The sequence below is a fragment of the Cellvibrio fibrivorans genome, assembly GCF_031457055.1.
In the GTDB taxonomy this organism is placed as follows: domain Bacteria; phylum Pseudomonadota; class Gammaproteobacteria; order Pseudomonadales; family Cellvibrionaceae; genus Cellvibrio; species Cellvibrio fibrivorans.
On the sequence record NZ_JAVDVX010000003.1, the window covers coordinates 393,169 to 412,192 of the forward strand.

16 protein-coding genes are annotated in these 19,024 nt (G+C 47.0%); 10 read left to right on the plus strand and 6 right to left on the minus strand.

Going from position 1 to position 19,024, the window contains the following annotated elements; translation table 11 throughout:
* The 5 genes from J2X05_RS10230 (at position 1) to J2X05_RS10250 (ending at position 3,552) form a co-directional block, all read left to right on the plus strand.
* Positions 1 to 693, plus strand: a complete 693-nt coding sequence (locus J2X05_RS10230; RefSeq protein WP_310072093.1) for a c-type cytochrome — start codon at positions 1 to 3, stop codon at positions 691 to 693.
* Positions 694 to 730: 37 nt separating this feature from the next.
* Positions 731 to 1,315: a peroxiredoxin gene (locus J2X05_RS10235; protein ID WP_310072094.1), complete on the plus strand. Its 585-nt coding sequence runs from the start codon at positions 731 to 733 to the stop codon at positions 1,313 to 1,315.
* 375 nt (positions 1,316 to 1,690) lie between these two features.
* Positions 1,691 to 1,903: a DUF6152 family protein gene (locus J2X05_RS10240; RefSeq protein WP_310072096.1), complete on the plus strand. Its 213-nt coding sequence runs from the start codon at positions 1,691 to 1,693 to the stop codon at positions 1,901 to 1,903.
* Positions 1,904 to 2,161: 258 nt separating this feature from the next.
* Complete coding sequence (locus J2X05_RS10245; RefSeq protein ID WP_310072099.1) at positions 2,162 to 2,674, plus strand: c-type cytochrome; 513 nt, start codon at positions 2,162 to 2,164, stop codon at positions 2,672 to 2,674.
* Between the two features lie 122 nt (positions 2,675 to 2,796).
* On the plus strand, positions 2,797 to 3,552 hold the full coding sequence (locus tag J2X05_RS10250; protein WP_310072101.1) for a cytochrome b/b6 domain-containing protein: 756 nt from the start codon (positions 2,797 to 2,799) through the stop codon (positions 3,550 to 3,552).
* A gap of 74 nt (positions 3,553 to 3,626) precedes the next feature.
* On the opposite strand, the gene J2X05_RS10255 is transcribed toward J2X05_RS10250, so the two are convergent.
* Both J2X05_RS10255 and J2X05_RS10260 read right to left on the minus strand, forming a co-directional pair.
* Positions 3,627 to 4,418, minus strand: coding sequence for a class II glutamine amidotransferase (locus tag J2X05_RS10255; protein WP_310072532.1), 792 nt, complete (start codon positions 4,416 to 4,418; stop codon positions 3,627 to 3,629).
* A 25-nt stretch (positions 4,419 to 4,443) separates the two neighbouring features.
* On the minus strand, positions 4,444 to 5,238 hold the full coding sequence (locus tag J2X05_RS10260; RefSeq protein WP_310072103.1) for a hypothetical protein: 795 nt from the start codon (positions 5,236 to 5,238) through the stop codon (positions 4,444 to 4,446).
* 289 nt (positions 5,239 to 5,527) lie between these two features.
* On the opposite strand from J2X05_RS10260, the gene J2X05_RS10265 reads away from it, so the two are divergent.
* The 5 genes from J2X05_RS10265 to J2X05_RS10285 all read left to right on the plus strand — a co-directional run bounded on the left by J2X05_RS10265 (position 5,528) and on the right by J2X05_RS10285 (position 10,459).
* A complete protein-coding gene (locus J2X05_RS10265) occupies positions 5,528 to 6,019 on the plus strand; it encodes a rhodanese-like domain-containing protein (RefSeq protein ID WP_310072105.1) in 492 nt (163 codons plus the stop codon).
* A gap of 57 nt (positions 6,020 to 6,076) precedes the next feature.
* Positions 6,077 to 7,045, plus strand: a complete 969-nt coding sequence (epsC, locus tag J2X05_RS10270) for a serine O-acetyltransferase EpsC (protein WP_310072107.1) — start codon at positions 6,077 to 6,079, stop codon at positions 7,043 to 7,045.
* Complete coding sequence (locus tag J2X05_RS10275) at positions 7,042 to 7,311, plus strand: helix-turn-helix domain-containing protein (RefSeq protein ID WP_310072109.1); 270 nt, start codon at positions 7,042 to 7,044, stop codon at positions 7,309 to 7,311. The genes epsC and J2X05_RS10275 overlap by 4 nt, the downstream gene beginning before the upstream one ends.
* 190 nt (positions 7,312 to 7,501) lie before the next feature.
* Positions 7,502 to 8,434 (plus strand): family 2A encapsulin nanocompartment shell protein, encoded by a 933-nt coding sequence (locus tag J2X05_RS10280; protein ID WP_310072111.1) that lies wholly within the window; start codon positions 7,502 to 7,504, stop codon positions 8,432 to 8,434.
* Positions 8,435 to 8,560: 126 nt separating this feature from the next.
* Positions 8,561 to 10,459: a family 2A encapsulin nanocompartment cargo protein cysteine desulfurase gene (locus tag J2X05_RS10285; protein ID WP_310072113.1), complete on the plus strand. Its 1,899-nt coding sequence runs from the start codon at positions 8,561 to 8,563 to the stop codon at positions 10,457 to 10,459.
* A 70-nt stretch (positions 10,460 to 10,529) separates the two neighbouring features.
* Here the strand turns inward: J2X05_RS10285 and J2X05_RS10290 are convergent, their stop codons facing one another.
* The 4 genes from J2X05_RS10290 to J2X05_RS10305 all read right to left on the minus strand — a co-directional run bounded on the left by J2X05_RS10290 (position 10,530) and on the right by J2X05_RS10305 (position 18,959).
* Complete coding sequence (locus tag J2X05_RS10290) at positions 10,530 to 12,260, minus strand: hypothetical protein (RefSeq protein ID WP_310072115.1); 1,731 nt, start codon at positions 12,258 to 12,260, stop codon at positions 10,530 to 10,532.
* A 351-nt stretch (positions 12,261 to 12,611) separates the two neighbouring features.
* Positions 12,612 to 14,954 (minus strand): glycoside hydrolase family 2 protein, encoded by a 2,343-nt coding sequence (locus J2X05_RS10295; RefSeq protein ID WP_310072117.1) that lies wholly within the window; start codon positions 14,952 to 14,954, stop codon positions 12,612 to 12,614.
* Positions 14,955 to 14,999: 45 nt separating this feature from the next.
* The gene (locus J2X05_RS10300) at positions 15,000 to 16,127 is read right to left on the minus strand and encodes a glycoside hydrolase family 53 protein (protein ID WP_310072119.1); all 1,128 of its coding nucleotides are present in this window, start codon (positions 16,125 to 16,127) and stop codon (positions 15,000 to 15,002) included.
* A 117-nt stretch (positions 16,128 to 16,244) separates the two neighbouring features.
* Positions 16,245 to 18,959, minus strand: a complete 2,715-nt coding sequence (locus tag J2X05_RS10305) for a TonB-dependent receptor (RefSeq protein ID WP_310072121.1) — start codon at positions 18,957 to 18,959, stop codon at positions 16,245 to 16,247.
* Between the last annotated feature and the right edge of the window lie 65 nt (positions 18,960 to 19,024).

Sequence of the window (19,024 nt, forward strand, 5' to 3'; positions counted from 1 at the left end):
ATGTTATTGCGCAGTCGTATTGCTCTGGCGCAGCTTTTGGTATTGTTGTGCTTGTGTGCCGGCCTGTCGGTTGGCGCACAAGAGCCCGATTATTCACTGCTTGATTCTGCTAGCGCGGACAATGGTAAATTATTATCCAATGATGAACGCTGCCAGGAATGCCATGGTGTTGATGGCAATATTCACGCGAACAACGAAGCCGGTAAAATCCCCAAGCTGGCAGGGCAGCACCCGGCCTATTTGTTAAAACAATTTAATGATTTCCGCAGCGGCGACCGCCACCACGATTTCATGGCGATGATGGCCAGAACAGTGGATGATGAAACCGCCGCAGATATATTTGCGCACTATGCCGCACAGCCAGTTATGCGGGGTAGCGGTACAGACGATAATCTTTTAGGTAAAAAGTTATACCTTGAAGGTGACGGCACCAGACAGATTCAAGCCTGTGCCATTTGCCACGGTATCGATGGTCGCGGTCTTGCGCCAAACCATCCATCGCCTGTTGCAGGTTTAGATTTGGAGTTTATTCCCATTATCGGTGGGCAGGATTGGCACTATCTGGATCAGCAATTGCGCGATTGGCGCAGTGGTGAGCGCACCAATAGCAGTGAAGGCATCATGAATAACGTCACCGCCAATTTGCGCGATGATGAGATCAAGGCATTAACCGATTATATTTCACGTCTTTAACCAGTTTTAAGTCTTTAACCCTTATTGGAAATAGTTTATGAAACGTTTATTAACTTTCGGTGTTGTGGCAGATTTGTCTATGGGTTTAATGAGTCCGGCATTTGCAGCGTTGAAAGAGGGGGATAAAGCTCCCCTATTTAATCTGGAAGCATCACTGGCAGGAAAACCCTTTCAATTTTCGCTCGCAGAAAGCCTGAAGAAAGGCCCTGTGGTCGTGTATTTTTATCCGTCAGCCTACACCGGCGGCTGCAATATCCAGGCGCATACTTTTTCCGTCAGCAGTGAAAAATTTGCTTCTGCAGGTGCAACGGTCATTGGTGTTTCGCTCGACAGTATTGAGCGTCTCAACGATTTTTCCGCTGATCCGGAATACTGTGCTGGAAAATTCGCGGTGGGTTCGGATGCGGATGGCAAGATCGCCAAAGCGTTCGAATTAAATGTACGTGAAGCGGTAGAAGGGAAGGTGGATTCACGCGGTGAGGCTATTGACCACGGCTTTGCCGAACGCACTACCTTTATCATTACACCTGATGGCAAAATCGCAGCTACTATCGGTGGTGTAACACCCGCAGAGAACGTAAAAACGGCGCTTGAAAAAGTTCAGCAACTTTCCGCGCGTTAACTCTGGCTAAGTTGTCCTTTAATAAATATCCGCATTCGCGGGTATGATGAAATGATATCTATAAAAAGAGATGTTCAAAAAACCACAATAAGTATATTTGCTGTTGATTGGCTGTTTAAAAATCAACAGCAATTAACCCATCGGTTTGCTCACTATCATTCAGTACAGGTAATGGCTGTTGTATGTTGACTGTCAACAATGATTTCCTGTGTAAAACAAAACATGGATGATGGTTTTTTGTTCATATTTCAGCACTTTTTAAGTGGATATGACGTTATATTAAATTATTCATGAGTTGGCCTGGTGTTTGCTATCTACTAAATTAGATTAAATAATTTTTCTAATTTAAAGCTAACTGTTTGAAGGAAAATAAATATGTCACTCCCATCAAAAAAAACCTTAGGCTTTTTGGTCAGTCTACTTTGGTTTTTAAGTGCTACTGCAGCTACGGCGCATCTTGCATTTTCTGCTGAATTTGATGCACAAAAACCTTTCGAACTGAAGAGTGAAACCACCAAGAAAACATGGGTTAATTCACCTGGCTGGATTTATCTGGATGTGCGTGCATCCCAAGCCGTTGAATACTGAAATTCCCAACAATTGGTGTGTATCCTGTGGATAGTGATTTGACTTTTTTGGAGGGTTGTATGAATACGTTAATGGGGAAAAATATTTCATTAAGCAGGCGACGTTGGATTGTATCTGCACTTATCCTGTTAGCCTATGTGTCGTTCTCATTGTCCTCAATGAATAGCGAGGCCGCTGAAAGAACTTGTATAATGACCTCGGATTTACACAACCAGTTAACCGTAACGAAAATTAATAGTGATTAGGAGATAGGCGTTAATGACTCATGTATCAAAAGTGGCGAGATCGTTGAAATTACTGGGTGCAACATTGTTGGTCACCTTGAGTTCGGGTTTGTACGTGGCGGATGCAGCCGCACAACCTGCAGCTGATCCTGCTGCTGCAGCAAAACAAGCGGTTGCTGTTCGCAAAGCAGCATTCGTTTTGATTGCTAATAACTTCAAGCCAATTGGTGAAGTGTTGCAAGGTAAAGCAACTTACAATCAGGCAGAAATTGTTAAGCGTTCTGAACGCGTTGCCTTCCTGAGTTTATTGTTGGATGGCACTTTCCCGGATGCGTCTAACCTCGGGGAACCTACCACTAAATCCAAGCCGGAAATTTGGGCGAAAAAAGCAGACTTTGATAAACAAATTAAAGAGTTTCAGGTAAACGCTGCGGCGCTCGCCGAGATTGCTGCCAAAGAATCAACCGCGTCAGATGCGTTTAAAGCAGCTGCAAAAGCCGTCGCTGAAGGTTGCAAAGGCTGTCACGATGCGTACAAAGCAAAGTAATAGCGGTGTAAGGGTTCCGGTTTGAAATAGCGCTCATCATATCGCTCTTGCTGTGTTATGCAGCAAGAGCGATTTGTTTTGAATAGCTGAGATGTTAATTGAAATAACTGACAGGCCTGACTATGACTGAACAACTTGTCGAAGCTGCTGAAAATACCATTGCCCTAGAAGATGATAATAATCTTGAAAGATCCCAGTTAAAAATATGGGATTTGCCTACCCGGGTTTTCCATTGGTTATTAGTGGTTTCTTTTATTGCTGCCTATGTCACAAATTGGTTAGGTGTCAGTTATTTTGCCTATCATTTATGGGCGGGGTATTTTGTTGTTATCCTTTTAGTTTTCAGGATTGTCTGGGGCGTCGTCGGTACCCATCACGCGCAGTTTGTCAATTTTGTACGTCACCCTGTAGAGAGTGTGAAATACGCACTTCATCTCACCAGAGGTAAAGCGAAATCCTATCCTGGACACAATCCATTGGGTGCGTTAATGGTGCTTACCTTGTTGTTGGTATTGCTGTTACAAGCCGTTACCGGATTATTCGCCAACGACGAAATATTCAATATTGGCCCGCTGTATGGTTACATTACCCACGAATTAAGTTTAAAGCTCACTGCCGTGCACAAAGAATTATTTTATTGGATTTTGGGCGCAGTAGTCATTCATGTCGGCGCGGTATTTTTTTATGTATTCGTCAAGCGCGAAAATTTGATCAAGGCTATGATCACCGGAAAAAAACCGGCGCATAATTTAGCCCAAGCCACAGCGATTGAATCTTCACGGATCTGGCTGGCATTAGTGTTGATTGTGGTTATTTCGGCGCTGCTGGCCTGGATCATAGTGGCCGCGCCTGAGGCCAGTTTGGATTTGGGTTATTGATCTTTATATCCAATAAAAAACCGGCGTATTTACGGCAATGCTGCAAATCCGCCGGTTTTTAGTATTTAACTGCGTTACAAAATTCCCTCCTGGTTTCGCTCCAATAACAACTCGCCATCTTTAAACAAGCGTGATTCATGTTCGGCGTAGACTTTCCAGTTTTCATTCACTGTCAGTGGTTTGGTCGCAATCAGGATAACCTTGTCTTCGCTTGTGGTATGTTGGCTTAAATCCAACGATAAATCCCTGTCAATTAATGTCACAGTGGTAAAGGGATACTTACGTTCTACATATGCCAAACTGGTTGAGCAGTAGGTGTAAAGCCATTCACCATTGGACAAGATGATATTAAATGTTCCATAGGTTGCAATCTCACGGCTGAGCTTATCCAATACGGAAAACAACTCGGCCGCATCTGTCGCTCCTGCAGGAAAATGTTGTTGCAGTTGTTGCAGCAGATAGCAGAATGCAAGTTCACTGTCCGTTTCACCTTGTGGCTGGAATTGTCCATTAAGCTCTGGAGTGAATTTTTTTAAATCACCGTTGTGGCAAAACACCCATTCGCTATTCCAAAGGTTGCGCTGGAATGGATGGCAATTGGTAAGTTTAACTTCGCCGACTGTGGCTTTGCGGATGTGCGCAATAATGGTTTTGGATTTGATATCGGCGCGATGCACTTGTTCTGCCAATTTTGATTCGGCTGCAGGTTCGTGATCCACAAAAATATCGACGCTGTTATCGTTAAAGAAGGCGATACCCCAACCGTCTTTATGTTCATCGGTCAAACCACCGCGTGCGCGAAAGCCTTCAAACGAAAAACCAATGCTTGTCGGTTTTTTGCAACTCATTCCCAATAGCTGGCACATGCTGGTTTTAATCACTCATTCATCGTTAGGAAATTGCCGATTGCGGCAACACAAGCGTGTCTTCAGTATTAAAAAAATAACCATCCAGTGCACTGCTGGTCTTTGCATCTATCCCAGGCTTTTTTGCTACCAGAATGCGTAGGCTTGGATCAAATTCCGAAGGTAATGGTGCATCGATCAGCAGTGTGGTTAACGCTGGGTGATCAGCAAAAATAATATCCGGTGTTAAGCCAAGTTTTAATAATAGATCCAAATCGCCTGCTTCACTCAAATGAAGTCCAATTTTGTAACCGCGTTGGCGATAACTCGCCAGCGCCTGTTGAAAATGGGGCAGAGTGGCGTTATCCCGCAAGCGGGTATGCAATAACACTCGCTCGGGCCCGAGGCCGCAATCGCTGAGTATTTTTTCAAAGGTTTTACCGTGGTCGCTCACCACACTGATGATGTGGCGCGGTTGCACTTGCAGCGATAACAAATCTTTGCGTCCGTCAAATTGCTGCAAATAATTTAATGAGTGCAGGGTGCGCACCAGCCGATCCAGGTGAATGATTTGGTCTGTGCTATCCAGCGAATTAAAAATGCTATCAATATTGAGCGAATTGCCTGTTGCTGAGCGCACTAGCAAGTCGCTGTTGTAACCAATCAATGCATCGTCTGCAAAGGTGTGGATGGCCTGGAAGCGGCTACCTAAAATCAAATTACCGAAGCGCCCCCAATAACTATTGTCGGCTTTAAAAAATCCGGTTTTGGGTAATGACTTGGTGCGCGCCTGGGTTTGCAGCTGGTCATTAAAATAATTCATCAATTCTGTGAGTGGCATGGTGCGGCCTTGCATAGGATAAAAGTAAACGGTTAATGCAGCGCATCATAGAGAGAAGAATTTTTTTTATAAAAGAATTAAATATTCTCAGCTTATAACATCAGCCAAATGAGCCGGAGTCTCTGATCGATTATAAGGATATACGGATATATTCTTTCCAATTGCCTAAAGCCATCTCTATATTTGCCTTCAATACGTTGTGATTTGCACAGTTGATTACAACCAATTCATAAGCAGTGCAAACATTAACTGTTTAAAAATAAACAGCTAGTGATATCGAGGAATGTCTATGACAGTTATTCAATTGAACACCAGCAGCGCCCCCAACCCTGCGGTGGACTTGCCGGATGTATTGCGTATCGCAAAAGATGAAGCTCAGGCAGAGGGATTAGCTTATGCAGGGATTGTTGCGCCGGACGATGCCTGGAAGTTGTTTATCAATGGCCAGGCACATTTAGTGGATGTGCGTGCGGCGGAAGAGCGCAAGTTTGTTGGCCATGTGCCCAACACCCTGCATGTCGCCTGGCAGACTGGCCCGGCATTGATTAAAAACCCGCGCTTTGTACGCGAGCTGGAAAATAAATTACCAAAAGATGCGGTGATTCTGTTGTTGTGCAGAAGTGGCAAACGCTCAGCTGCTGCGGCCGCCAATGCAACAACGGCAGGTTTTAAAAATGTATTCAACGTGCGTGAGGGATTTGAAGGGGATTTGGATGATCGCCAGCAGCGCGGCACAAATGGCGGTTGGCGCCAGCGCGGTTTGCCTTGGGTACAGGACTAAAAACCGGGCTGTTGAAATTTAACCACTTTGGCCATGCGGCAATCTCAGAGAATAACAATGACGATCAAAATCAATAGTGAATCTGAATTTCACTCGGCCACTGCGGCGAATTGGGAGTTGGATAAAATCGTGCAGGAGCTGCGCAACGCGCGCAATGATTGGCGCAGCCTGCGCGGCCGGACCCGTGAACCGGGTTTGCGCGAATTACCTTCGCGCGATCTACTGCAGCAAATTATTCGCGATCTCTGCGGTGCACTGTTCCCGATGCGCCTCGGTCCACAAGAATTGCGCGAAGAGAGTGAGGACTATTATGTTGGCCACACCTTGGATGCCGCGCTCAACCAATTATTGCAACAAGTACAACTGGAATTATTTTATGTGGCGCGCCAACAGGGCAATAACGGCCATGATCTTGCGTTAAAAGCCCAAGCTAATAGCATTGTGCGCACATTTGCTGCGGCGCTGCCCAATTTGCGCCGCATCCTCGATGTGGATATTCAGGCGGCCTACCAGGGTGATCCTGCTGCGCGCAGCGTGGATGAAGTGTTGCTGTGCTACCCCGGCGTACTCGCCATTATCCATCACCGGTTGGCTCACACGCTCTATCAACTGGATGTGCCTTTGCTCGCCCGTATCGTTGCAGAGCTGGCGCATTCGTTGACGGGAATTGATATTCACCCGGGGGCGGAAATCGGCAGCGGATTTTTTATTGACCACGGCACAGGTGTGGTGATTGGTGAGACGGCAGTGATTGGCGAGCGGGTGCGTATTTATCAAGCGGTTACGCTCGGAGCAAAAACATTTCCGACTGACGAAAAAGGCCATTTGCAAAAAGGCTTGCCGCGTCATCCTATTGTGGAAGATGACGTGGTGATTTATGCCGGCGCCACCGTGCTTGGCCGCATCACTATCGGCAAGGGATCCATCATTGGCGGCAACGTGTGGCTGACCCGCAGTGTGCAAGCCGGCAGCAGTATTACCCAAGCAAGTTCACGCAATCTGGTTCCACAAGAGGCTAATTTATGAGTATCGGAATTTATTTTGGCCGCGTGGTAAAACAATTGCGCGAAGAGCATCGCTATTCACAAGAGGCGCTTGCTGATCGCGCCAGCCTTAACCGCACTTATCTCGGTGAAGTGGAGCGCGGCGTGGCTGTGCCATCGCTGGCGACGATTGCCAAAATTGCCAGTGCATTAAATATTTCCGCATCAGAACTTATTGCCCTCAGTGAGCGGCAACAGCAACTGCATATTACTCCGCAAGAAAAATCCTTACAGGCCGCTGTTGTTTAATCAACAGTTGCTACGCAATTTCCAGCGATACTTTTTTCGTTTTTTGCAGTGGAAGGCTTTGATGGCCATAGCCGGTTGAGCGCTTCTTAGATCGATGCGATCTTAGCTTAGTGTTTTTTCTTATATGAATTTTTATTCTACTGTTTTTATTTTTTATCCTGCCGACACGAATTTATAAAGGAGCCTCGGGATGTCTACCGAAAATGAAGTCCAATTGGCGCTGGGTGATAATGCTGCGCGCCAGCTTGCCAATGCCACCAAGACCACACCGCAACTATCGACTATTTCACCGCGCTGGTTAGTACATTTTCTACAATGGGTTCCGGTTGAGGCGGGTATCTTTCGTTTGAACCGCGTTAAAAATCCGCGCCAGGTAACTGTGACTTGCTCCCAGCGCGATGAATCGGAAATCAAACCCACTTTTGTTGATTACGAAGATAAGCCGCGTGAATATTTTTTAAATGCAGTGACCAGTGTGGTTGATGTGCATACGCGTGTATCGGATTTGTACAACAGCCCGCACGACCAAATCAAAGAGCAATTGCGCCTGACGATTGAAACGATCAAAGAGCGCCAGGAAAGTGAGCTGATCAACAACCCTGAATACGGCTTGTTGGCAAACGTTGATGAAACCCAACGCATTTCTACACTCACTGGCGCACCTACGCCGGATGATATGGATGAACTGTTGGTGAAAGTGTGGAAAGAGCCGGGCTTTTTCCTTGCGCATCCGTTAGCAATTGCCGCATTTGGCCGTGAGTGCACCCGCCGTGGTGTGCCGCCACCTACTGTGAGTTTATTTGGCTCACAATTTATTACCTGGCGCGGTGTGCCGCTGATTCCTTCGGATAAATTACCGATTGATGAAGATGGCAAAACCAAAATTTTATTGATTCGCGTGGGTGAAAAACGCCAGGGTGTGGTCGGTCTTTATCAACCCGGTTTGGCTGGTCAGCAAAGCCCTGGTTTATCCGTGCGTTTTATGGGCATCGGCCGCAATGCTATCGCCTCTTATTTGATTTCACTTTACTGCTCGCTCGCCATTCTCACTGAAGATGCAGTTGCGGTATTGGAAGATGTTGAAGTAGGTAAGTATCACGACTACCCCGACACTTATAAATAGTCCAGACACCTACAAACAATAATTCGATTTCACCAAGCAGTTTAACCGCTGGTTTAACAATCGATACTAGTGTGCGGTGCAGATTTTTTGTACCGCGAACTTGCGAACATTTACAAGAGTGCTGATATGTCCGAGCATCCAGGTTTGCCTGACCTCCAATCTCTTGCCGCTATGGCCAACGAAATATTTCAGTCGCTGCCCACGGCAGCGCTACCGATTGTATCTGGCTTGCAGCCCAGCATCCCGGCGGCAGGTTTTGCGAATGGCCAACAGCGTCCACAACTTGGGCGCACCAGTGAAGCGCCGTCGTTTACCTCGCCAACGATTGATCAACATGCCGCCGCTGTTCCTGCACCGACTTATTATTTCGCGGATAACGCCAGCAATTATCCGCTCGCAAATTTGCAGATTGATCAGTTGGCGACACAGGTTTCACCGCACGCATTTGGCTTGCCGGATGAAAGCGACCTGCGCGATTTATTGGCAGATAATCGCTTTGTGACCAAAGCACCGGCGCCAGTACCAGCAAACCAGGAATTAAAAGTGCCGCATAGTCTCGAATCCAATGCGGATAATTATCACCAGCCGCAAGCCAGTTCAGATCGCGTATCACCTAGTGCGGCACATTTACCGGGTGAGCCGGATATCCAACAGTTACTCGCAGCTGAATTTCGTTTTACCAAATTTGATGCACCGGCAACGTCAGCATCACCAGCACCGGATTCGCGCTTTTATTTTCTCGATTCAGGCGCGCAACCAGTATTTGGAAATTCTCCCAAAACTGGCCAGTTTGCAGCAGAAAATTCCGGTTTTGATGTGCATGCGATTCGCCGCGATTTTCCAATTCTGGCAGAACGTGTGAATGGCAAACCGCTAGTATGGTTTGATAACGCCGCCACCACCCAAAAACCGCAAAGTGTTATTGATCGCGTGAGTTATTTTTACGAACACGAAAATTCCAATATCCATCGCGCTGCGCATGAACTGGCAGCACGTGCGACTGATGCATATGAAGGTGCGCGTAATAAAGTGGCAAAATTCCTCGGTGCAAAATCACCCGATGAAATTATTTTTGTGCGCGGTGCGACCGAAGGTATCAATTTATTGGTGAATACTTTTGGCCAACAACACGTGGGCGAGGGTGATGAAATTATCGTTTCACAATTGGAGCATCACGCCAACATAGTGCCTTGGCATATGCTGGCAAAACGTGTAGGCGCTACACTGCGCGTAATTCCTGTTGATGATACTGGCCAAATTTTGTTGGAAGAGTTCCGCAAATTAATTAATAGCCGCACTAAATTGGTATCGGTGACGCAAGTATCCAATGCGCTCGGTACAGTGACGCCGATTAAAGATATTATCGATATCGCCCACGCCAATGGTGTGCCAGTGGTTGTAGATGGTGCGCAATCGGTATCTCACATGCGCGTGAATGTGCAGGCGCTGGATGCCGATTTTTTTGTGTTCTCCGGTCACAAAGTTTTTGGCCCTACCGGTATTGGTGTGGTTTACGGTAAAGCCGAACACTTGCAAAAAATGACGCCTTGGCAGGGTGGTGGCAATATGATCGCCGATGTGACTTTTGATCGCATTATCTTTCAAGATCCACCGAACCGTTTTGAAGCGGGCACCGGCAATATCGCCGATGCAGTGGGCTTAGGTGCGGCGATTGATTATGTCGAGCGTGTCGGCATGGATCGTATCGCGCGTTACGAACACGATTTGCTTGCCTACGGCACCCAGCGCTTGCAACCGATTCCCGGTGTGCGGTTGGTGGGCACAGCGGCGAATAAAGCCAGCGTTTTATCGTTTGTGTTGGCGGGTTATAAAACCGAAGAGGTGGGTACTGAATTAAATCGCGAAGGTATTGCGGTACGCTCCGGGCATCACTGCGCACAACCGATTTTGCGTCGCTTTGGTTTGGAAACTACCGTGCGCCCAAGTTTTGCTTTCTACAACACCTGTGAAGAAATTGATTTATTGGTGTCGGTAGTGGAGCGTTTAAGTCGCACGCGGCGTTGATAGGGGAATTGCTCTAGTCTCCAATTTGGCAACAACTCGTAACACGAGGTGCTGCCAAATTGAAAAAGTGCTAGTTAAAGTTGTCTATCTTAAATCGTTTCACAATCAACTCTGCGTAACCATCGTTGGCGTTATTGCTCAACAATGCGAAGTTAAATTTGGCAACTTTGGTTAAATCCAGGGGTGTTAAACCGCCGACAAAATTGCTCAGTGGAATGCGAACGCTGGTGAACTCGGTTGCGGCGGGCAGTGTTATTTGATTGTGTGTTCCACCGTGCACAGCATATTGGCGCAACTGCAAGTTAACACTTTGGTTGGATTGGTAGGTGATATCGATAAAGCTTGAATTGCTCAGGTCAACCGATTCGGCCTCGCCGGCTTTGTCAAAACCGGTTATCGGAAATGACATTTCACCCCAGGGTGCTACGGTCATGCGCACCATGGCTACTGGTGTGCTATCCAGCAATACCAATGGATCTGTCCCCGTGGCCGGGATCAACTGTTTGGAGCCGGTGTTGCTGCCCAGTTTCCAGTTGCGGAAACCATTAATAGACAGCGACACCGGATTTAGTTGGCAGCCGCTGCCAGAAAAATTTCCTGATGTGCCCTTGGTAGTATTTACCCAGGTGCCAACCAAAAGGCCGGACTCAATACCCAACAACCCTTGCAGCTGTGTTTTGTCGGCAGTGGCGATGGTTAACCAGGGGCCGGTTAATTGGCCGCCGAGCGTTTGGGTTTCATGGGTTTTAAGATTGTAAGCTGAGCCGGTGACTTTATTGGCTGCATCAATATCAATACTCAGCAGGCCGGTATTATTGCCGTTAAAACTCGCGCTAAAACGATAAACGGCATTACTCGCACCGCCCACGCGCGTTGCGCTGACAGATCCGCTGCGCGTTTCTTTTTTCCATGTGCCGGTGATGTCATTGGCTGAAATAAATTGGGCGTTATAGCTGCTCTTATCGCTGCTATTGCCTGTTTCAAACGCTGCTGTTTGATTGTATTGCAGCGGTGTTATCGCGCTCAATTCGGTAGGTTCAAGGGTGTTTTCCGGCAGCGCAAATCCATTCACTTCGCCATTTAATGCATTGACGAAAAACGCGAGCTTGCCGTTGCTGTTGTCTGCTGTGAAGGTGCCCTGATAAATGCCCGAATAATTGCACAGGTGAGTGGCTTCCAGATGTTCTTTTGCATCGGTAGTGTCGGGTAGTTGATGTGTGCCTCCATCGGCGGCCGAGGCTGCCGTCATAATAGTAGTCATGTTTTGTTCAAACATGGGGGCACTAAAATCAATTTGCGTCCAGTTGTTTGCTGCCGTTTGTAGTGCGGTTGAAAGTTGAATGCCATTTTCGCTGTAGGCATCGGCATCGAGCATCAACAAAAAGCGCACCATATTTTGTACGGTTTGATGAGTGGAGCTACCGTTCTCAACCAAATCGATGGGCGTAATCAATGGTTTCCCCAAGGTGCTGCCGAGTGTTATGCCGCCGATTGAAAAACTGATGGATTTTCCCTGCTCGTAGGTAAATATTCCCGTGCTGTTGGTCATGCCTGTCTGCGCGCCTGAAACAAAGCGCACGCCGGAAATACTCGTGTCCTTAAATTGTCCCTGCAGGACAATCGCTGCTGCAGTTGAACTCGCAGCGGGTGCAGAACTGGACGTTGGTGTAGAGCTGGGCGCGGGTATGGAACTGACGTTGGCTACGGAGCTGGGTTTTGATGTGCTATTTGTGTTTCCGCCACCGCCACATGCAGCGAGCATGGAAGATGAAATCAAAATGAATGCAATTTTGTTGTACATATGTCCCTCATAGATAGGATAAAAATTGAAATAAGTCTGTGCGCCGCAGAAAAAGCGGAGCAAAGCAAATTCAGCGCAAATCAGCGCAGGGTGAAGTTAGCTAGAGGAATTACTGCGTAGGGGGAGTGGGTGGAAGCATTGCATCAGCCCATCGTAGGAGGGCTTTATAATTTTGACGCGGATCTTGCGCGATAAATATCCGCTAGTCAACTAAAAGCTGTTGGTGTAATTCACACTGAAGTATTTTTATATTTGTGATATGCCCGCTGTTATGAACATAACTGCCCATAAAAAATGGCGTCATCCTTTCTGGGATAACGCCATTTAGACATCAATAATTTCAACAGGCTGTTAGAGTTTTAAATTGGTGCCGGCTAAATTATCACTAGTAGCACTAATATTGATGTTATCCAGTGAATCACCAAGTTCAACTAATGCGCTTGCGATACCGCTGCTGGTGCTAACTTCTACCGGACTGATCAGTTTTGCATTGCCGCTAATTCCAAAGGTAACCGGGATATTATTTGTGCGTACCAGATTGCCTTTGCTATCAACTAATTGCGCATATACAAACACAATGTCTTTAACGCCAGCTTGGGGTGCTTTTCCGCTGGTATCTACCGTTAAGCGAATATTCGTTGCAGTACCTGCGGTTACCACTTTATGTTCCGCAACGGCTTTGCCATTAATGTAACCAATGGCTTTTAATTCGCCTGCTTCGTATTTTTCCAGTGCAAAATTAAAGGGTGGGTTTTTCAGATTTTTGCTGTTATCGTTTTTGTCCGGCGTTTGTTTGGCGATAATTTTTCCGTTAAGTAGCAGTTCCACTTCATCCGCATTACTAAATACACGCACATTAGCATCAGATTTTTCATTCCATTCGCTGGCGATGAATACCATGGGGCCTGAAGTAAATTTGTCAGATACTTCACTGGCATCGCGCTGGCTTTGGTAGAAGTAGTAACTGTATTTTGGTAGGCGATCAATACTCATAATGCCCGAGCTTTCCAAATCCGGCGCGTAACCACGGTTGTAATCAAACATCACCCAGTAGCCGTCAGCAAATGCCGGTGTATTGAAGTTATCGTTGTGAGCTTCTTGAATGTTGGATGCCTGCTGCAACAAACGTGTTTCGCCATCGCTTAATAATTGGCGGCTGGAGCGATCTGCCTGCAGCAAATTTGCCCATTCGGTTTGGTTTAAACCGGCATTCATGGCGTAGTATTCCCAATCACCGTATTCGCTTACGATGTAGGGCTTGCTCGGTTCTTTGTAGTGTTCCAAGCGATGTTGGCGCGCTTGCAAATAAATATCGTAACCGTATTCCTGCCAGCCAGCAGACATAGCGCCTGGATATTCTTCATCAATAATTTTGGTTAATGAATCGATAAAAGGCTCAGTCATCCAGGATTCATTTAGCGAGCACTCCCAAGCCATTACCGACGGGTGATTGCGGTCACGGCGAATTAAATCCCGGCAGGTTTGTTGAATTTGCGCCTGAAATGCCGGGTCTTCAGAAAAATATTGCCAACCTAAAATTGAATCCAGGAGAACTAAACCTAACTCGTCAGCCGCTGCCATAAACGCAGGTGAGTGCGGGTAATGTGAGAGGCGTACGTAATCAAATCCGGCGGATTTTATTTTGACAGCATCGCGATAATCTGCTGCATCAGACGTTGCGTAACCAACGTAAGGATACTCTTGATGGCGATTTACCCCGCGCAGGAATGTTGCCTCGCCATTGATCAATAAATGATTTTTTACCCACTTGAATTCGCGTATACCTATGCGTGTGGTCTGTTCGTCTACCAACGAATCGCCTTCATAAACACGGGTAACCAGATGGTAGAGATTAGGTGTTTTGGGTGACCAAAGTTGCGGATTGGCAAGCACTAAATCAATAGTGTTTTCGGCATCTGTTTTTCCGTTCACCGTTTGCAGTTCGCCAGTTTGGTCAACGACTACTTTATCGCCAGCCAATAATTTTTGCACAACACGGAATTTTTTCGGATCAATGTGCGCGTTGGCGAGATGGGTTTTGATTCTGATAGTGGCTTGTTCGGCCGTAACTTGTGGATAGCTTACAAAAATTCCACCACTGGCGGTTTTTCCGGCAGCAACCGCGTCGGTAATGTGCAGATCATTATTAACCTGCAAATACACGTGGCGATAAATACCTCCGTAGGTATTAAAATCCAAATCCTTTAATGGTTTTGGGCCGGTAATGGGATTGTCGCGATTATCCAGCCGCACCATCAATTCATTGGGTGTATCCCACTTTAGTTTTTCGGTGAGATTAACCGTGAAGGGCAAATATCCACCGACATGGGTAATGAGTTTTTCGCCGTTTAACCAAACTTCAGCAACATTCATTGCTGCTTCGAATTTTAATGAGATTTGTTTGCCTTTCCAGCTCTCTTCTGTTGCGATGGTTTTTTTATACCAGGCATCCCCCTGGAATTGTTCGTTTACCACTAGTGGCTCGATTTTGGGTGTGTGCGGGATTTGCACAGGTTCCCATTCTTTTTGCTGTTGCGCTGTTGCCAGATCGAGTGCGTTGTTGCTGCGGAAAAATTGCCAGTCTTTATCGTAGAGCGTATCACCAACAGGCGATTTATGTTGCGGCGCTGGCGAACAGGAAGCGATTAAACCACACAGCGCTAAGGTATAGATGTGAATTTTTTTGTTAATCATATTCTCTCTCACTCGTATTTTTTTTGAATTATGTGGGTAATTACATTATTCGGTATAGTCTGCCGAAAAAAATAAAAACGCGGGTAGGGCATTGTTGTGGCGTGTTGCATCAAAAAAGCTGGCATTTTCCCAATGCGAACCTTTGCCCCACAGGGTTTTGCAGCGAGTGCTGACCCAAGCCGGTTCCCAGTAGATAACACCCAATCCACCTGAAGCTTTTACCAATTGGGTTAATGTTAGCAGATAAAGCAGCTGGCCTTTAGCGCTGGCAGGATATTCGGGCTGCACCGCTTTTTCACCCAATACATTGCCAGCCTTGTCAAAATTATGCAGCGTCCAGGGGTAAGCGGTTTCTACAATCATCACCTCTTTGTGATAGGTGTTTTTTAATTCTTTAATGGCATCCGGCAAGTCCGGCAGTTTATAAGTGGACCACTGCGGATAATAGGAGAGGCCAATAATATCGAAATCGGTCACACCATTTTCGCTTGCTTGTTTAAACCACCAGAGCGCGTTTTCCGGTTGGGCGATATGCAATACAATCTGGATAGGTTTTTGGGATTGTTTGCTGTAATCGCGCACGGCTTTAATGCCGCTATTTAATAATTGTGCATTGCGTTGCCAATTGGGAATGCCGTGTACTATGGAGTTCTCTTGTTGCAATATTTCGATATTGGTTTCGTTACCAACTTGCACCATGTCGGGTAACAGATTTTTTTTATCGAGAGCAGCGAGTGTCTCCGTCGTGTAGTCGTATAGCGCTTGAGCGAGTTGATTGGTATCGGTGATATGCGCCCAGGCTTTGGGAATAAATTGTTTTTCGGGGTCAGTCCAAGTATCGGAATAATGAAAATCCAGCAGGGTTTTCATTTTATTATCTTTCGCGCGTTGTAGTGTTTTACTCACATCGGCGAGGTCAGAGTATTTCGTCCAGTCGGCGTCATGCCATAGGCGCACACGCACTAGGTCAGCACTTTTTTTGGCAAAGAGTGCAAAGGGATCTTGTTTTTTACCTTTGTCGTAATAGGTTGCGCCGCAATCTTCCATTTCATTGACATAAGATAGATCAGCACCGACGTAAAAGGGCTTTGCATTAATTGGTACAGGTGTGTTTGCCAAAGTGCCTGCGGCGATAAAACCTATGGCAAGAAGCAGTAATTTTTTAATCATCATCTAGCTCATCTATGTGTTGTGGAATTGTGGTTCCCAAAAAAACACGGCTGCCGAAGCAGCCGCACAATAAGGGAGAGTTCCATTAACAAGTTAAAGCAGGTTTACCAACAAAACGCGCTAGAGTTTCCAGTTCAAACCAACTGAGTAGCGAGTGCCAAACTCTTCATATTTGTTGATGTGGTTTGGATTGTTGGACTCCAAACCATAGGTCTTGTACGGCTCGTCGGTGAGGTTTTGCACTTGGAAGTAGACTTTGTAGTGGTCGTTGAATTCGTAAGACAAACTCAAATCCCAATAGCCTTCCGCATCGTTCATGCCTTCTTCGCCCATCACCAGATTGATATCGCGTTGGAATTCACTGCGATAGCTGTAGGAAGTGCGTGCTTCAAATCCATTCAGGTAATACCAGAGCGTGAAGTTGGCAACATCTTCCGATAAACCTGTCAATCCGGCTTTGTAATCGCTGTTCAGCGGTACAAACTGTTCAACGTTGGATTCGTTGTGCGAGTAGTTGGTGTAAATCCCCAAACCATTAAAAGGTGCCGGCAAGAAATCAAACGATTGTTGCCACAATAATTCGTAGCCGCGGATGTAACCGCCGCTGCCGTTAATGGGGCGCGATACTTTGTATTCTTTACCATTGCTCACCACAGTTTCTGCATCGGCAGCGCGAGCGATAAAACTTTCCAAATCTTTATAAAAAAGCGTTGCAGCAAATTGTGAACCTTCGGCGTAGTACCATTCGTAAGAAAGGTCCGCTTGATCAGCGCGGAATGGATCGAGTTTTGGATTACCGGAAGTGGATTCACCCGGGTTTGAACCCCACAAATCTTCATTCAAATTGAGACTCGGGCTCATCATGTTAACCGGTGCGCGTGCCATGGTTTTGGCGGCAGCGAAACGAATTAATTGTTCATCGTTCAGGTTCAATGTCCAGTTGGTGCTCGGCAATACATCGCTGTAGTCGTGGTCGACTGACACTGCGTTGACGACGGGTTGCGGCTGCCAATTACCGGGAGTGACTTCTACCCAAACATCTTCTCCTTGCTGATAACCGCTGGAAGTGGTTTCAGTTTCTACATTGCGCACGCCGAGATTACCGGTAAGTGCCAATCCGAATACTTCAGTGCCCATATCCAATTGCACGTATTGCGCGCTGATATCTTCACTGACATCCCAGCTGGAAATTAAATCATCCGCATCCCCCGGTGTCGGATTTTTCAGGCCGCCGAAATAATTGTTGATGACTGCATTGCGATCAACACTCAGATAGTCGGGAAGGTCGCTCCAGTAGCTTGCACTTTTTGCATCGATAATCGCGCTGGCCGGAATGGCAGCACCAGCGTTTTGTGTAACGCTCTGTGACCAAATTTGGCCATGCTCAAATTTATCGCGGCTGGAAATAGCAGCACCAAATTTAACGGCTTGCACAAAGCCATTATCAAAGTCGCGGGTGAAATCCAATTTGAATGAACTGAGTTCATCGCCGCCTTCAGCTTGGGGTTGTACTTGAATATTGGCGACATTATTGGTGCTGGTATCAGTTAATGACGCGTCCAACAATTTGAATGTCATACGGCCGTCGTTAGTCGCACCAAAGGTTGCGCGGCCGGGAGCGCTGTTTTCAGTGCGCACTGTGGCCCAACGTTTGTCGCGGCTGGTTTCAGAAATGCCAGCGTCGGCAGCGACTGTCCACAAATCTTGCGACCACTTCACGTTTACACCGTGGCTCGTGAGTTCATCGTCTTGCACGTATTCTTCGTTCAGATTGCGCAGGGAGCTGAGGTTAACAGTGCCGGAAATTAAATCTACAGCGCCAGCGCCCAGGTTGCTGTTGGTGTAGGCCGTTGGGACTGTGCTGATCAGGTCCCACTGGTTGTCGAAATTATTGCTAATTTGGAAATCAAAACCGCGTTGGTTTTCGCTGATATCAAATGAAGACCAGAAGCCGTCATAGGCGATTTCCAGATTCTCGGTAGGTTGCCATTGGACAGCGCCCATCACACCTTGGCGTTCGTCTTCACCGCCACGCACCAGCGCAGAACCACCCCAAGGCGCGATCACGTTTGCGCCCAACTCGCTGTTCCATTGGGTGTTGTGCCAGGTATCACCGTAGTTCCACAGCTCGGCGCGTTGGGTGGCGATGGATTCAGAACGGCCTGAATAGCCAATGGCCACACCAAGGGTGTCATCGAGGAATTGGTCGATATAGGAAATGCTGACGCGTTGGCCGATGCCATTATTCGCAGCATCATCAACGTCTTTGCCCAGTTCGGAAGAGGTTGCACGCAAATCGACTACCACTTTGGTGGAGTCGTAATCCAGCGGCTTGATCGTGTCCAGATTTACGGTACCCGATACGCCGCCTTCAGCAATCCAGGCTTGCGGGGTTTTGTAGACTTGGGCCGCATTGATCAATTCGGAGGGGAATTGGTCGTAGCGGATGTTGCGTGTCTCTTCCAGAATCGCAACCTCGCGGCCATTCAGGGTGGTAAAGCCGAGCATGCCGCCCATACCGCGGATCGAAATCTGGCTGCCATTACCGCGGTCGCGGTCTTGCGCCAGGCCGGGCAGGCGTTTTAATGAGTCGCTGATCGACACATCGGGCAGTTGACCGATATCTTCCGCGGAAATCGCCTCTACCACACTCGCCGAGTTGCGTTTGATTTCGGCGGCAGTTTGCAAGCTTTTAAGGAATTTGCCGGTAACGACAACTTCTTCTACCAAGTCTTCCTGACTAGCGGTGCTCTGCGCCGCGGCAATGGGGGCTAACAGGCTTACGGCAACAAACAGACTGGTGCGTACGAACGTATTCGATGGGGTGTGTTTCATGGTTTCTCTCTCGTTTGTTATATATATCATATTTATAGGCTTAATTTTTACTGATCAGTTAAAAG

Bases quoted from the DNA above. Each gene is read 5' to 3' on its own strand.
- J2X05_RS10230 (WP_310072093.1), top strand. From the start codon at position 1: ATGTTATTGCGCAGTCGTATTGCTCTGGCGCAGCTTTTGGTATTGTTG.
- J2X05_RS10235 (WP_310072094.1), top strand. From the start codon at position 731: ATGAAACGTTTATTAACTTTCGGTGTTGTGGCAGATTTGTCTATGGGT.
- J2X05_RS10240 (WP_310072096.1), top strand. From the start codon at position 1,691: ATGTCACTCCCATCAAAAAAAACCTTAGGCTTTTTGGTCAGTCTACTT.
- J2X05_RS10245 (WP_310072099.1), top strand. From the start codon at position 2,162: ATGACTCATGTATCAAAAGTGGCGAGATCGTTGAAATTACTGGGTGCA.
- J2X05_RS10250 (WP_310072101.1), top strand. From the start codon at position 2,797: ATGACTGAACAACTTGTCGAAGCTGCTGAAAATACCATTGCCCTAGAA.
- J2X05_RS10255 (WP_310072532.1), bottom strand. From the start codon at position 4,418: ATGTGCCAGCTATTGGGAATGAGTTGCAAAAAACCGACAAGCATTGGT.
- J2X05_RS10260 (WP_310072103.1), bottom strand. From the start codon at position 5,238: ATGCCACTCACAGAATTGATGAATTATTTTAATGACCAGCTGCAAACC.
- J2X05_RS10265 (WP_310072105.1), top strand. From the start codon at position 5,528: ATGACAGTTATTCAATTGAACACCAGCAGCGCCCCCAACCCTGCGGTG.
- epsC (WP_310072107.1), top strand. From the start codon at position 6,077: ATGACGATCAAAATCAATAGTGAATCTGAATTTCACTCGGCCACTGCG.
- J2X05_RS10275 (WP_310072109.1), top strand. From the start codon at position 7,042: ATGAGTATCGGAATTTATTTTGGCCGCGTGGTAAAACAATTGCGCGAA.
- J2X05_RS10280 (WP_310072111.1), top strand. From the start codon at position 7,502: ATGTCTACCGAAAATGAAGTCCAATTGGCGCTGGGTGATAATGCTGCG.
- J2X05_RS10285 (WP_310072113.1), top strand. From the start codon at position 8,561: ATGTCCGAGCATCCAGGTTTGCCTGACCTCCAATCTCTTGCCGCTATG.
- J2X05_RS10290 (WP_310072115.1), bottom strand. From the start codon at position 12,260: ATGTACAACAAAATTGCATTCATTTTGATTTCATCTTCCATGCTCGCT.
- J2X05_RS10295 (WP_310072117.1), bottom strand. From the start codon at position 14,954: ATGATTAACAAAAAAATTCACATCTATACCTTAGCGCTGTGTGGTTTA.
- J2X05_RS10300 (WP_310072119.1), bottom strand. From the start codon at position 16,127: ATGATGATTAAAAAATTACTGCTTCTTGCCATAGGTTTTATCGCCGCA.
- J2X05_RS10305 (WP_310072121.1), bottom strand. From the start codon at position 18,959: ATGAAACACACCCCATCGAATACGTTCGTACGCACCAGTCTGTTTGTT.